Consider the following 14361-nt stretch of genomic DNA (forward strand, 5'->3'; position numbering starts at 1 on the left):
TAGATAAACGTTGCCTGCTTCAATTTAATTTCTTGGTACGGCTGTGCTAACATTGGGTAAGGATATCCCGGACAGGCGAAAAAGGATTAAACCGTGGGAGTCCCGAATATTGCAAATAGGACGAATTTTGGAGGCTGGAATCGGTTTGGCGCCGGCGAAAATTGTGGTGCTGGGATGTGGAAATACCCTGGCGGGAGACGACGGAGTGGGTGTCGAGGTGCTCCGCGCCCTGGAGCAGGCCGGCCTCCCTCCCGGGGTATCCCTGGTCGAAGCGGGCGCGCCCGGCTTTGGCCTGCTGGACCTGATGTTCGGCGCCGAGAAGGCGATCATCGTCGATGCCGTGCTGGCACGCGGCGAGCCGGGACGGGTTTTCCGATGGACGGAGGCCGAAGTGCCCGAGAAGGCCACGCCGGTGCTGTCGGTGCACGATATCAAGATCCGGGATACACTGCAATTCGGGCACCGGTCCCTGGCCGAGCATATGCCGGCGGAAGTGGTTATTATCGGTATTGCTATCGAGGACGCGGAACCCTGGCACATGGGGCTGAGCCCGGCCGTGGCGCAGGCCGTCCCTGAGGCCGCTCAAACAGTCCTAAAACAAATTGACGCTTGGACGCGTCAATTTGGCAGCGGATTGGACAGTAGTAAGTAGTAGGGCTCCCCGGCACTCAACTACGGGAGTTAAGTTACAGGTAAATCTAACTTCTAGTGTCTCGAAGACTGACGGCAGTTCCAAAGATAACGGTTCTTCGAGTTGGGTGCCGGGCCGTTCGGGAATGCCAAGCGAAGTTATCTCAATGCTCAACGCCCTATCCGTTAAACTAACCCTAAAGCCTTAGTCTACAAGGAGATCCCCGATCTCCTGTGGTATAACCCAGCACCCAACGTTTCGGGGAAAGGCCTGTCAACGCCAGCAACTCGATTGCCTGCATTGGAGTTGCCTTCCCCGAGTTCAATGTGGCGTTATGATCGATAGAAGGGTTGTGCTTCGAGCACCGTTGCTGGATAGGGCTGATCACCGACCACAACACCAAAGCCCAAAGCTCAGCGCTCAACAAGGAGTTGTGCTGAATGCACGAGATCGGCCTGATTGCGGCGGTAATGGACGAAATAACGAAGGCCGCAGCCGAAAACGATATCAACCATGTGAACAAGGTGAAGCTGGTGGTGGGGAAGGCCAACGGGGCGCTCCCGGAGGTGCTGGAATTCGCCTGGCAGATCCTTAAGCCGGACACCATCTTTGCGCAGGCGAGCCTGGAGATCGAGCAGGTAGACATTACCCTTGAATGTTTGAAGTGCGGCCGTACCGCCGTAGTGGACGGCGTCGAATACTTTTGTCCGGCCTGCGGGTCGAGGGCCAGGATCGTCAAGGGTGACGAGCTTTACATCGACTACTTCGAGGGCGAAAAGGAAGACCAGGCGGAAGTAGAAGAAACTTAAGGTTAGGAAACATATGGGGAAGGATGAAGCGGACAGTGAAGGTGGTCATGGCCCAGCGTATTCTTCGCGCCAACGACCAAGTGGCTAAAGAAAACCGCGAGCGTTTGGCTTCGCTGCTGACCCTGAACCTTATCAGCTCGCCGGGAGCCGGCAAAACGACCCTTCTGGAAAAAACGATTGTGGGGCTGAGGGGGCAGGTCAACATCGGCGTGATCGAGGGAGACATTTACACCACCCGCGATGCCGAACGCATCGCTGGGCAGGGCGCGGACGTGGTGCAGGTGAACACCAGCGGCCTCTGCCACCTCGACGCCAATATGATCGGCCGGGCTCTGAACGAGCTGGATCTTCAGAACCTTGATCTTGTGGTCATCGAGAACGTGGGCAACCTGGTCTGTCCGGCCGAGTTCGACCTTGGTGAGGACTTCAAAGTGGCGCTGCTTAGCGTTGCCGAGGGCGGGGACAAGCCGGCCAAGTATCCCCTGGTGTTCCGCCAGTCCCAGGCGGTGATCATCAACAAGATCGACCTGCTGCCCTTCTCCGATTTTGATTTGGCTGCCGTGACAGAAGAAATCAAGACCATCAACCCGGAACTGCAGTTTTTCGTGCTGTCGGCCAGGACCGGCGAGGGGATGGAGGCGTGGCTGGAGTGGCTAAGGAAAAAGGTGCGACAGAAGAAGCAAGGCTGACCCGTTACCGGATTACAATCAAGGGTATTGTCCAGGGCGTGGGCTTCCGGCCTTTCATCTTCAACCTGGCCGAGGCGCACGGGATCAAGGGCACCGTCCTCAACTCCAGTAGGGGCGTGATCATCGAGGCCGAAGGCCCGCCGGATGCGGTGGCCGCCTTCTGCAAGGAGGTCCGTACGCGTCCCCCGCGTTTGGCGAGAATCATTTACACGGGTTTTGAGGAGCTTGAGCCCGCGGGCTATGCGAATTTCGAAATCGTCAAGAGTGCGGGCGGCGAGGAAAAGGAAGCCCTGGTCCCACCCGATGTGGCGCTTTGTGCCGACTGCGCGCGGGAAACCTTCGACCCGAAGGACAGGCATTACCTTTATCCGTTCACGAACTGCACCAACTGCGGGCCGCGGTTTACCATCGTCAGAGAAATCCCGTACGACCGGCCGAAGACCTCGATGGCCGAGTTCCCGATGTGCCCGGACTGCGAGCGCGAGTACCACGACCCGCGGGACCGCCGTTTTCATGCCCAGCCGGTGGCCTGCCCGGCTTGCGGGCCCCACGTGGAGTTTGTCGACCGCTACGGCCGGCCGGTCGAGGGCGACTGGGCGGAGCTCTGCTGGGATGCGCTGAAACGGGGCAAGATCGTCGCCCTGAAGAGCCTGGGGGGCTTTCACCTGGTTTGCGACGCCCGGAACCCCGAGGCCCTGCGGACGCTGCGCCGCAGGAAGGGGCGCGCCGCTAAGCCTTTCGCGGTGATGTGCCGGGACCTGGATACGGTACGCCGTTACTGTTATCTCGACGCCCGGGAGGAAGAACTGCTGACGTCGCCGCAGGCGCCCATCGTGGTGCTGAAGCGGCGCGAGGGCGAGACTCTCCCGGGGGAACTGGCACCGGGGCTCGAGACGCTCGGGGTGATGATCCCGTACACGCCGCTGCATTTCCTGGTGTTCAGGGGGCCCTTCGACATCCTGGTGATGACGAGCGGCAACTACAGCGAACTTCCGCTGGCCAAGGATAACGCCGCGGCTCTCGAAGAGCTGGGCGGGATCGCCGACTATTTCCTGTGGCACAACAGGGACATCGTCAACCGGTGCGACGATTCCCTGGCCGCCGTGGTGGCCGGTGAAGTTCAGCTCCTGCGCCGCTCCCGGGGGTACGTCCCGCACCCGGTGCTCCTGCCCTACGAAACGCCGGTCACGGTGCTGGGGATGGGCGGGGAGATGAAGAACACCTTCTGTCTCTGGAAGAAGGACCAGGCCTTTGTCAGCCAGCATATCGGTGAGCTGGACAGCCTGGAAGGGGAAGAGAACCTCTTTACGAGTTTATTGAACTTTCAGGGCTTAATCGGCGTCGAGCCGGAAGTCGTGGGTTTCGACGCCCATCCGGATTACCGTTCGTCGCGCCTGGCAAGCAGGATTCCGGTTCAAGCCCGTTTCGAGATCCAGCACCACCACGCACATATGGTGTCCTGCCTGGCTGAGAACGGTCATACCGGCCCGGCCGTCGGGATCATCCTGGACGGCACCGGGTATGGCGAGGATGGGACGCTGTGGGGTTTTGAAATCCTGAGCGGCGACGACCGCTTCTTCGAGCGGCTGATGCACCTGGCACCGGTGCCCCTGCCCGCCGGGGAACAGGCGGTGAAGAACCCGTGGCGGACGGCCGTGTCTTACCTCGTTACCCACCTCGGGGAGGACGGGGAGCGGGCGGCCCGGAGAATTTTCGCCGAACGGGGACAGGAACTGGAAATCGTTTTGAAGCTGGTCAAAAGCCGTTTTAACTCCCCGCTGAGTTCGGGATGCGGGCGCTTTTTCGACGCGGTGGCGGCCTTGACCGGTTTCAGGGGGCGCAGCACCTACGAGGGCCAGCCGGCGATCGAGCTCGGCGAGTGCGCGCCCGATATCGGGGAAGGCTTGCGAATGGGGGCTTACCCCTTTACCATTGAGGGAAAAGTCATCAACCCCGCCGGGGTCATCGCCGGGGTGGTTGACGACCTGGCACGCGGAACGGCGCGCGAGATCATCGCCGCGCGGTTCCACAACACCGTGATGGAGATCGTGCTGCGAGCCGCCCGCGAGGCGAGGGGGAGAACGGGTCTCAATACGGTTGCCTTGAGCGGCGGAACGTGGCAAAACAGATACTTGTTCAGCGCGGCAAAACAGGCCTTGCCTGGCGAAGGATTCGAGCTTCTCGTGCACCGCCAGGTACCCGCCAATGACGGGGGTTTATGCCTGGGCCAAGCCGTAATAGCCTATCGGAGGTGGGAAGGAAGATGTGTCTAGGTATTCCGGGTCTCGTTGTAGAAGTTTCACCAGATGAAGGCACCTGCATCATTAACGTTTTCGGCGTTCAGCGGAAGGTGAACACGCTCCTCGTCGGTGAGGTCAGCGAGGGTGAGTACCTGATGGTGCACTCCGGCTTCGCCGTGGAGAAGGTAGACCTCGAGGAGGCCCAAATCCGGCTGAAGCTGTGGGAGGAGATTTTGAAGGATGCATATCCTGGACAAGTTTCGTGATCCCTCTATCGGCAAGGGACTGCTGAACAAGATCGTGCCGATGGCTAAAGAGGCCGCCGAACGCCTCGGGCGGCCCGCCGTCTTCATGGAGGTCTGCGGGACGCACACCGTCGCCATCTCCAAGGCGGGGCTGCGCGGCATCCTGGGCGAGTACCTTGAACTGCGCAGCGGCCCCGGATGCCCGGTCTGTGTAACCGATTACGGGGATATCGACCGTATGGTGGCCTTCGGCCGCCAGCCCGGTATTACCGTGGGGACCTTCGGGGACATGCTCAGGGTTCCGGGGAGCGAAACCTCGTTGGAACGGGAGAAGGCCAGGGGCGCGGACATCCGCATCTTTTATTCCCCGGCCGACGCTGTGGACTGGGCGGCCGGCCACCCGGAAAGGGAACTGGTCTTCCTGGGCGTGGGCTTTGAAACCACGGCGCCGACCGTCGCCCTCAGCGTGGCGATGGCCAAAGCCCGGGGGATTAAGAATTACAGCGTTTTTACCGCCCATAAGGTCGTGCCGCCCGCGATGCACGCCATAATGGCCGATCCCGATCTCAGGATCGACGGGTTCATCCTGCCCGGCCACGTCAGCGCCATCATCGGGCGCAAGGCCTGGGATTTCATCGCCGAACAGTACGGGCTGCCGGCTGTGGTCACCGGATTTGAAACGTTGGACATCCTGGATTCGGTTTACAACCTTCTCGGCCAGATCCTGTCCGGGGAGACGCGCGTGGACAACACCTACACGCGCGTGGTGCGCGACGAAGGCAACGTCCGCGCGCAGAAGCTCCTTGCCGAGACCTTCGACATCGCCGACGCCTCCTGGCGGGGCTTCGGGGTTATCCCGGACAGCGGGATGGAGCTCAAGGAGAACCTGCGCGATTACGACGCCCGTACCAGGTTCGCCCTGGAAATCCCGCCGCCCCGCGCGCCGAAGGGCTGCGTTTGCGGAGACCTGCTGAAAGGTAAGGTGACGCCGCGCGATTGCCGCCTGTTCGGCAAGGCCTGCACCCCGACCCACCCGGTCGGCCCGTGCATGGTCTCGTCGGAAGGAGCGTGCTCGGCCTATTACCAGTATGAAAGGCGTTAATAGCGCCTTTCATACTGGGATGTCGAATGTTGGACTTTGGACGTAGCACGTAATTGGCCGTTGGACGTAGGACTTAGGGCATAAACAGAAGGGATTTGGACCTTTAGGGTGGCAATAAGGATGTGGAGGAACAAATATGTCGACAGATGACAGAATAATTCTGCTGGCGCACGGGGACGGCGGCCGGTTGACGCACGAGCTGGTCACCCAACTGTTCTTTAAACACCTCGGCAATCGGACGCTGGAGATGCTCACCGACGCTGCGGCGCTGACCGTGGGCGAAGGCAGGATCGCCGTGACGACCGATTCCTTCGTGATCGATCCGCCGTTTTTCCCGGGCGGGGACATCGGCAAGCTGGCCGTCTGCGGCACGATCAACGACCTGGCGGTCAGCGGCGCGCGCCCCCGCTACCTGACGGCGGCCTTTCTTATCGAGGAGGGGCTCCCGCTGGAGGACCTGGAGCGAATCGTGGCCTCGATGGCCCAAACCTGCAATGAAGCCGGGGTGCAGGTCGTGGCGGGCGACACCAAAGTCGTCCAGCGCGGGCACCTGGATAAGATTTTCATTAACACGACGGGCGTCGGCGAGATTCCGCCGGATGTGGACCTCGGGTACCACCGGATCGCCCAGGGGGACGTGCTGCTGGTCAACGGCACCCTCGGCGAGCACGGGATGGCCGTCCTGGCGGCAAGGGAGGGCTTCGGGCTGGAGGACCAGGTGCAAAGCGACTGCGCCGCTTTGCACGAGATTACCGCTCGGCTCCTGGAAGATCTCGGCGAGGATGTCCGGCTGATGCGGGACCTCACCCGCGGGGGCTTCGCAACTTCGGTCAAGGAGATCGCCGTTTCGGCCCAATGCGATATATGGATCAGCGAGGGCGACGTTCCTGTAAGCCCCAATACCCGCGGGGCCGCCGAGATGCTCGGCGTCGATCCTATGTACCTGGCCAACGAGGGCAAGTTCCTGGCGATCGTGTCTCCCGGCAAGGCGGAACGGGCCCTTGCCGCTTTGAAAGAGCACCCCTTGGGCCGCGAGGCCAGGATTGTGGGGGAGGTGCGCTCCGGCCAGGGCAACGTTTACCTCAAGACGCTGCTGGGCGGAACCAAGTACCTGGATTTGCTTGCCGGGGCCCCGCTGCCCAGAATTTGTTAGGATGCCGCTGAAAAACTGCTTAGTCTAACGGGACGCTGGTCGGAAACTCTCCGGGAATACATAAGGCCGGGCATTTCGCCCGGCCCTATTATTTTCGTTTTTGGCGGGAGTGCGTGGGAATCGAACCCACCCAGGGCTTCTCACCCCGCGACCGGTTTTGAAGACCGGGAGGCCCACCAGGACCCATTCACCCCCGCGACAAAACTCATTATAACATGACACACCGGGCTGGACAACCGCCGCGGCGCAAAGCGCTTGACAGCCCTATTTGAACAGGGCGTTGCGCGTCGGCAACTTCAAATAGCCAACAGCTGACAGCGAACCGCCAATCCGCGAGACTAAAGGTCGAGTGGGTTAATGACCAGGCCCGTAATTAGTTTAGGATAGAAGTAGGTTGATTTCTGGGGCATCTTTTCCCCCGCCTCGGCCACGGCCACCATCTCCTCCACGCCGGTGGGGTTAAGGAAAAAGGCGCAGCCGAATTCGCCGGAGTCAACAAGCTGAAAGGCTCCGGTTTCCTCCTGCGTGAATTTGACCCTGCCTTCCCTCACCCGGGCGTCGGCTCCTATCCCCAGATGCTTTTCGATAATCAGTTGGTGAAGAATGGCCACGTCGAGGTTCCGCCACGCCTCCGACTTTTGCCGGGGCATTACCGCGCCCAAGTCCAGGTCGGGCCTGACGGTAAGGTGGTACTTGTGACCCGGTCCGGCGTAGAGGCCGAACGAGTGATGGCCGAGATCCTTCAGCTTTGTAAAAAAATCTTCTGCCGAACCGGTAAAAGGTGCAACAATAAATTCCGGCTCGAGCGGGGTTACGAGCGCTGCGGGGTCGAAATCAGGCGGCGTTTTGACCAGGCGGTGAGTCGGAAGGATCACCAGGCCCGGGTCGTAGAGGTTCACAAGCACCATCATGACGTTGTTGTGCAGGCCCGGGCAATTGCGCTCCTGGGCGTAAGCCAGCGCGGTTTCGTAACGGTGGTGGCCGTCGGCGATGTAGATGGGAAGCCTGGCCATCCTGGTGATTGCTCGGTTGATGGGGCCGGGATCGGTAACGACCCAGAGACGGTGGCCCTGCCCGGACTCGTCCCGGAAATCTACATCAGGTGCTCCGGCGGTAAGTGGTTCAAAGACGCCGGTAATCTCCAGCGCCGGGTCGGCATAGAGCCCGAAAATAGGGCTGAAATTGGCGTTGCAAGCCCGCATCAACAGCAGGCGGTCGGCCTTGGCCTTGGGCAGGGTTTCCTCGTGGGGTAGTACCTGGCCCTCGCCATAGGGCGACAGGCGCACCCCGCAGAAGAAACCTCGCCGGACCGAAGACCGGCTGCCGACTGAGAACTCCTGCTCGTAAACGTACAAGGCGGGCTTGTCCTCGCGGATGAGCACGCGGTCCTTGCGCCACCTGGCAAAATCCCGGCCGGCCCTGGTGTAACGGTTGTCCGCGTCGGTGTCTCCCGGGTACACCTTCCCGTATTCCAAGCGGATGACGTTGTAAGGGTTGCGCCGGTAATACCGCTCCTGGGCGGACTCATCAATGACGTCGTAAGGCGGGGTGACGACCTCCGCCAGGTCGGGCACCAGCCGGGTATTGTAGCGAAGGCCTCTGATGGGGGTGATAAACGCCAAAACGCAATTGCCTCCTCCAAAACGCCAAGAACTTAAGGGTTTCGGTTATTTTAACGCCTGTACGGTTTGAAGGTCCGGTCCCGCCGCACGTGACAATTATAACCGATAAGTTCAAAGCTTGACTAGCTTTCTGCCTTTTTGTTTTCTTTACGCGTCCAGCGGTTGCTGTCGCGCTCGTAGTACTTGGCGAGCATACGTTTAAAGGCGTCTTCGAGGTCGATCCCCAGGGAATTGGCGTAGCAGGCTACGATAAAGAGGATGTCGGCGAGCTCCAGGGCCAGGTCGCCCTCCGGTTCGCCGGGCTTCTTGGGTTTCTGGCCGTAAAGGTGGTTGACTTCCCTGGCCAGTTCGCCCACTTCTTCGGTAAGGCGGGCCAGCATCGACAAGGGATGCCAGTACCCCTCTTCAAACTGCGCGATCCAGCGGTCCACTTCCTGCTGCATTTCCTTGATCCGCACGCTTTAAGCCCCCTGTCTGCCAAGGCTGTTTACATTGTAATGCAAAACCCTGCGGAAAGCATACCGGAGTCACCGACAAGACATATTGTCCCGCTGGGATGCGTAGACATTGTAATAGCTGTCGGGTACCGGGCATTCACTATTTTCCTTGACTTACACGCTGAATGCCGAATGCTGAACGCTGGGTGCTTTAAAAGGTGTAGCCAGTAATCTTATGAGTTGATGGGGAGGAACGCTGTCATGCGTTGGGTTGTTCTGCCGCGCGCGCCGGTGTCCATCGCGGTCGCTGTTTTGGTTGTCGTTGTCCTGGCCTATCTGGGGATCTCCAGCCACAAGGAAAAACAGAACATTAAGGGCGAAAGCATGCTGACGAAAGGCATCGAGCAGACCCGCAACAGTAAAAGCTTTCGCTACAAGATAACATCCAGGCTGGTCAGCGAAAAGGACGGTGAGACCTATCTCAGCCGGGTCACCGGGGAGCAGGTGGCCCCTGACCGGGTCCACATTAAGGGGGTCTTGATCAACACCCCTATCGAACTGGTGCAGATTGCCGATACGGCTTATATAAAGGACCAGATGACCGGAAAGTGGATAAAGCTGCAGGGCAACCGGTTTGCCCAAACCGAGCTTTTTATTACCGAGATCAACCCACTGGGTGTCTTTAACTTTAAAGACGTCCCGATTTTGGACTACAAGGGCCGTGACCGCCAGGGAGGGAAGAAGTTCGACCTCCTGGAGTTCGAGCCGGTCGTCCAGAATCCGTTTCTAGAAACGCAGTTTGCAGACTTCGCTTACAAGGTCTGGTTGTATCCCCAGGACCACCGTATCCGTAAGGTCAACCTCCAGGCGCGAAGCAAGAATGACGAAACGCAGAAACTCATCATCGACATCGAGGTCTGGGACTACGACAAAAAGATAGAAATCAACCCGCCGATATAGAGGTCGGAGTCGAGGGAATGCGCTTGCGCGAATTCCGGGATTTTCTAACGGGTGTTGGGGCGTTAGGCATTGGGTGTAAGATAGAGGGAAGCCAATCGGCAACGGCCGATTCCCAGAAAAGAATAGAAAGCAGGTAAGCCCGGGAATGCGTTCGGGCTTACCTTGTTTTCGGGCGCCTTTTGGGGGGGCGGGCGATAACTTTTTATTTTTAAACTTTTAGACTTGACCCCGGCGGTTAGAAAATTGACATAAAAGCTTGATTTAAGGTATAATAGGCCAGATTTTAGCAGCAGAGAACGCTGCTTGTTTTTACTGTTGGGTTTTACATTAGGGTACGGGGGGAAGGATGGCGTGCACCCTGACGTTGAACGTGTGCTGGTGCCGGCCGCGGACATCGCGGAGAGGGTTAAGGCTCTCGGAGCACAAATCAGCAAGGACTATGAAGGCCAGGAAATCCTGGTCGTTGGCATTCTTAAGGGGTCTACGATCTTCCTGGCCGATCTGGTCCGGCGGATCGATCTCCCGCTTGCCATTGACTTCGTGGCCATTTCCAGTTACGGCAATTCCACCTCCTCCTCGGGGGTGGTCCGCATCCTCAAGGATCTTGAGGAAAGCATCGAAGGACGTCACATCCTGGTCGTCGAGGACATCATCGACACGGGGCTAACGCTCAACTACCTGCTTAAGAACCTCCAGAGCCGCAAGCCCGCCAGCATAAAAGTCTGCGCCCTGTTGGACAAGCCTTCCCGGCGCAAGATCGACGTACCCGTAGATTACCTGGGTTTCAGCATCCCCGACGAGTTTGTAGTCGGCTACGGGCTTGACTTTAACGAACGTTACCGCAACCTGCCCGATGCCTGCGTTCTAAAGAAATCCGCTTATGAATAGGAGGGCGGGAGAGTGCAGACGCCGAGCAACCAATTAGTTATCGTCCTGGATTTCGGCGGGCAGTACACCCAGCTGATCGCCCGGAGAATTCGCGAGTGCCGCGTTTACTGTGAAATCCTACCCTATTACACGCCGGTGGAAGATCTGGCGGCCAGGAAGCCGATGGGGCTGGTTTTCTCCGGGGGGCCGTCCAGCGTCTACGCGGAAGGCGCTCCCGAAATCGATCCCGCCGTCTACAAATCGGGTATCCCCATCCTGGGCATTTGCTACGGCATGCAATTGATGTCCCGGCAGCTCGGCGGCCGGGTGAGCCGCGCCGAGCAGCGGGAGTACGGAAAAACCATCCTGGAAATTATCGCGGGAGATCTGCTGTTTGCCGGTTTTGGCCCCCGCCAGCAGGTGTGGATGAGCCACGGAGACCGCGTCGAAGCCGCGCCTCCGGGCTTTAAGGTCACGGCCCGCACGAACTGGTCGCCTGTCGCGGCCATGTCCCGGCCCGAGGATAAGCTGTACGCCGTGCAGTTTCACCCCGAGGTCGTGCACACCCCGAGGGGCAAGGAGATCCTGGAGCATTTCCTGTTCGACGTCTGCGGCTGCCGCGGGGATTGGACCATGGCCTCCTTTAAGGAGACGGCCATCGCCGAGATCCGCCGGGAAGTCGGAAACGGACAGGTGCTGTGCGCGCTGAGCGGCGGGGTCGATTCCTCGGTGGCCGCCGTTCTTGTGCACCAGGCGGTTGGAGACCGCCTGACGTGCGTGTTTGTCGATCACGGGCTCCTACGCAAGGGAGAGGCCGAAGAGGTTAGAAGGATTTTTCAGGACAAGTTCCGCATCAAGCTGCTCCACGTCGACGCCGGGGAGCGTTTCCTGCGCCGCTTGAAGGGCGTCGAAGATCCCGAGATGAAGCGTAAGATCATCGGTGAAGAGTTTATCCGCGTCTTCGAGGAAGAGGCCTCCCGCCTGGGACGGATCGACTACCTCGTTCAGGGGACGCTCTACCCCGATGTCGTCGAAAGCGGCACGGCGACGGCGGCCGTGATCAAGTCCCACCACAACGTGGGCGGGCTTCCCGAGGACATGCGGTTCAAGCTGATCGAGCCCTTGCGGTGGCTGTTCAAGGACGAGGTCCGCGTTCTGGGCGAGGAGCTCGGCCTACCGGAAGAGATCGTCTGGCGACAGCCTTTCCCGGGTCCCGGGCTGGCCGTCCGCATCCTCGGCCCTGTAACTCCGGAGAAACTGCGCATCCTGCGCGAGGCGGACGCCATCGTCATCGAGGAGATCCGCAAGGCCGGCCTGTACCGCAAGATCTGGCAGTCTTTCGCCGTGCTCCCCCCGATGCGCAGCGTAGGGGTTATGGGGGACGAGCGGACTTACGCCTATGCCGTCGTCGTACGCGCCGTGGACAGCCGCGACGGGATGACGGCCGACTGGGTGCGCCTCCCCTACGAAGTCCTGGAGGCCGTGTCTTCCCGCCTGGTCAGTGAAATTAAAGAGGTTAACCGGGTAGTCTATGATATAACGTCGAAACCGCCGGCCACCATCGAGTGGGAGTAAGTCGAAGTCAGTGAAAGGATGTGGTCGAGGAGGCAGGTGCACAGAAAGTCGTACCGAGCATCGAGGGAAGTAAACGGGGTTAATGAAATGAAAGGAGGAAATAAAGTGCAGCCCGTTATCGGTATCGTCATGGGGAGTGATTCCGACCTCCCGGTAATGCGCCAGGCGGCGGCCACACTGGAAGAGTTTAAGATCCCTTACGAAATAAACGTTGTCTCGGCTCACCGCACGCCTGAACGGGCCCGTGAGTACGCCAGGACGGCGGAAGAACGCGGCCTGGCCGTAATCATCGCCGCTGCGGGCGGGGCCGCCCATCTCGCCGGAGTGATGGCGGCGGAAACGACGCTGCCCGTCATCGGCGTGCCTGTCTCGTCGGGCAGCCTTCAGGGCATGGATGCGCTGCTGGCGACAGTACAGATGCCGCCGGGTATCCCGGTGGCCACGGTGGCGGTCAACGGGGCCAAAAACGCGGCCATCCTAGCGGTGCAAATCCTCGGCGCCGGGGACGCGCACATCCGCGCCCAGGTGAAATCCTTTAAAGAGAAAATGGCCCGCGCCGTCGAAGCGAAGAATGCGCGGCTTAAGTCCCTGGGCCTGGAGGAATATCTGCGGGAAATGGAGAAGGATTAGTAAGATAATCTGGCTGGCGCACTCCGCCCGGCGAACAGCTGCGGCGGAGGTTCGCGCCGTTATTAGCTTTTTCGGAGGGAAAGGCGTTGATCGAGCGTTACTCACTGCCGGAAATGAAGGCCGTCTGGTCGGACGAGAACCGCTTTCAGAAGTGGCTGGACGTCGAGATCCTGGCCTGCGAAGCGATGGCCATCCTGGGCAAGATTCCGGCAGAAGCCGTTGAGGTTATCAAGGAACGGGCCAGGTTTGACGTCCGGCGCATCAACGAAATCGAAAAGGTTACCCGCCACGATGTTATCGCATTTTTGACCTGCGTCAGCGAGTACGTAGGGGAAGAGGCCAAATACCTGCACCTGGGATTGACCTCGTCGGACGTCGTGGACACGGCGCTGGCCGTACGCATGGTGGAGGCCGGGCGATTGATCCTGGACAAGCTGGAAAAACTCTACCGGGTGCTGCTCGCCCAGGCGCAGAAGTATCGCCACACGCTGATTATCGGGCGCACGCACGGCATTCACGCCGAACCCATGACCTTCGGGCTGAAGATGCTCCTCTGGGCTGCCGAAACGGAGCGCAATATCGCCCGCATGAAAAACGCCATCGAAGAGGTCAGTGTGGGAAAGCTTTCAGGGGCGGTAGGCACTTACTCCAGCATTGATCCCTTTGTCGAGGAATACGTTTGCTCAAGGCTTTTGCTTGTTCCGGCCAAGGTGGCAACCCAGGTGATCCAGCGCGACCGCCACGCCGCTTACATGACGACGCTGGCTGTCATCGCCGCCTCCCTCGAAAAGTTTGCCGTGGAGATCCGCAACTTGCAGCGCACCGACCTGCGCGAAGCAGAGGAACCCTTTGTGCCCGGCCAAAAAGGTTCGTCTGCCATGCCGCACAAGCGGAATCCTATTGTTTGCGAGCGCATCACGGGTTTGTCCAGGCTGGTCCGCAGCAATGCCGCGGCGGCCCTTGAAAACGTGGCCCTCTGGCACGAGCGCGACATTTCGCATTCTTCGGTCGAGCGCGTTATTATCCCCGACAGCACGCTGGCTCTCGATTACATGCTCTACCGCTTTGCCATCGTCGTTGAAAAGATGCACGTCTATCCGGAGAATATGCTGCGCAACCTGGAGCGAACCCAGGGACTGGTTTTCTCGCAAAGGGTGCTTTTGGCCTTGGTGGACAAGGGCCTTACGCGCGAGGAAGCCTACCAGATCGTGCAGCGCAACGCCATGGAATCGTGGAACTCGCAGGAGCCTTTAAAGGACCTTTTGGCCCGCGACGCCGACGTCCAGCAGTACCTGAGCCGCGCGGAGCTCGACGAAATCTTTGACTACAGGTATTTCACCCGCCGGATTGACACAATTTTTGCCCGTTTTGGCTTGTAAAGGCTGATCTAAATTCGAAGTA

Annotated in this window: 14 protein-coding genes and 1 tRNA gene; 12 read left to right on the top strand and 3 right to left on the bottom strand. The window is 59.7% G+C overall.

Translation table 11 applies throughout. From position 1 onward, the window contains the following. Nucleotides 1-145: 145 nt before the first annotated feature. From ACPV0M_RS01675 to hypE, 7 genes are all read left to right on the top strand, one after another. Complete coding sequence (locus tag ACPV0M_RS01675; RefSeq protein ID WP_425621266.1) at nt 146-652, top strand: hydrogenase maturation protease; 507 nt, start codon at nt 146-148, stop codon at nt 650-652. 419 nt (nt 653-1071) lie between these two features. Beyond that, a complete protein-coding gene (locus ACPV0M_RS01680) occupies nt 1072-1440 on the top strand; it encodes a hydrogenase maturation nickel metallochaperone HypA (RefSeq protein ID WP_425621267.1) in 369 nt (122 codons plus the stop codon). 35 nt (nt 1441-1475) lie between these two features. Beyond that, nucleotides 1476-2129: a hydrogenase nickel incorporation protein HypB gene (gene hypB / locus ACPV0M_RS01685; protein ID WP_425621268.1), complete on the top strand. Its 654-nt coding sequence runs from the start codon at nt 1476-1478 to the stop codon at nt 2127-2129. Beyond that, nucleotides 2090-4402, top strand: coding sequence for a carbamoyltransferase HypF (gene hypF / locus ACPV0M_RS01690; RefSeq protein WP_425621269.1), 2313 nt, complete (start codon nt 2090-2092; stop codon nt 4400-4402). The genes hypB and hypF overlap by 40 nt, the downstream gene beginning before the upstream one ends. After that, nucleotides 4393-4635, top strand: a complete 243-nt coding sequence (locus ACPV0M_RS01695; RefSeq protein WP_425621270.1) for a HypC/HybG/HupF family hydrogenase formation chaperone — start codon at nt 4393-4395, stop codon at nt 4633-4635. The genes hypF and ACPV0M_RS01695 overlap by 10 nt, the downstream gene beginning before the upstream one ends. Then, entirely contained in the window at nt 4610-5716 is a 1107-nt protein-coding gene (gene hypD / locus ACPV0M_RS01700; protein WP_425621271.1) for a hydrogenase formation protein HypD, read from the top strand. Before ACPV0M_RS01695 ends, hypD begins: the two co-directional genes overlap by 26 nt. Before the next feature lie 136 nt (nt 5717-5852). Next, entirely contained in the window at nt 5853-6869 is a 1017-nt protein-coding gene (gene hypE, locus ACPV0M_RS01705) for a hydrogenase expression/formation protein HypE (protein ID WP_425621272.1), read from the top strand. Nucleotides 6870-6970: 101 nt separating this feature from the next. On the opposite strand, the gene ACPV0M_RS01710 is transcribed toward hypE, so the two are convergent. From ACPV0M_RS01710 to ACPV0M_RS01720, 3 genes are all read right to left on the bottom strand, one after another. Continuing rightward, nucleotides 6971-7064 (bottom strand) — tRNA-Sec (locus ACPV0M_RS01710). A gap of 143 nt (nt 7065-7207) precedes the next feature. Next, nucleotides 7208-8491 carry a DUF1015 domain-containing protein gene (locus tag ACPV0M_RS01715; RefSeq protein ID WP_425621273.1) on the bottom strand — a complete coding sequence of 428 codons (1284 nt, stop codon included), beginning with the start codon at nt 8489-8491 and terminating at the stop codon, nt 7208-7210. A 122-nt stretch (nt 8492-8613) separates the two neighbouring features. Continuing rightward, nucleotides 8614-8949, bottom strand: coding sequence for a nucleotide pyrophosphohydrolase (locus tag ACPV0M_RS01720; protein WP_425621274.1), 336 nt, complete (start codon nt 8947-8949; stop codon nt 8614-8616). Between the two features lie 240 nt (nt 8950-9189). Here ACPV0M_RS01720 and ACPV0M_RS01725 point away from each other — a divergent pair, with 240 nt between their 5' ends. The 5 genes from ACPV0M_RS01725 to purB all read left to right on the top strand — a co-directional run bounded on the left by ACPV0M_RS01725 (nt 9190) and on the right by purB (nt 14339). Next, nucleotides 9190-9888, top strand: coding sequence for a hypothetical protein (locus tag ACPV0M_RS01725; protein ID WP_425621275.1), 699 nt, complete (start codon nt 9190-9192; stop codon nt 9886-9888). 351 nt (nt 9889-10239) lie between these two features. Then, entirely contained in the window at nt 10240-10776 is a 537-nt protein-coding gene (hpt, locus tag ACPV0M_RS01730; RefSeq protein WP_425621276.1) for a hypoxanthine phosphoribosyltransferase, read from the top strand. A gap of 12 nt (nt 10777-10788) precedes the next feature. After that, nucleotides 10789-12330 (top strand): glutamine-hydrolyzing GMP synthase, encoded by a 1542-nt coding sequence (guaA, locus tag ACPV0M_RS01735; RefSeq protein ID WP_425621277.1) that lies wholly within the window; start codon nt 10789-10791, stop codon nt 12328-12330. Between the two features lie 87 nt (nt 12331-12417). Continuing rightward, entirely contained in the window at nt 12418-12960 is a 543-nt protein-coding gene (gene purE / locus ACPV0M_RS01740; protein ID WP_425621278.1) for a 5-(carboxyamino)imidazole ribonucleotide mutase, read from the top strand. Between the two features lie 86 nt (nt 12961-13046). Beyond that, the gene (gene purB / locus ACPV0M_RS01745) at nt 13047-14339 is read left to right on the top strand and encodes an adenylosuccinate lyase (protein ID WP_425621279.1); all 1293 of its coding nucleotides are present in this window, start codon (nt 13047-13049) and stop codon (nt 14337-14339) included. Nucleotides 14340-14361: the final 22 nt, after the last annotated feature.

Origin of the sequence: Desulfosceptrum tomskiensis, assembly GCF_049818055.1 — a bacterium.
GTDB lineage: Bacteria > Bacillota > Desulfotomaculia > Desulfotomaculales > JASEER01 > JBFLVT01.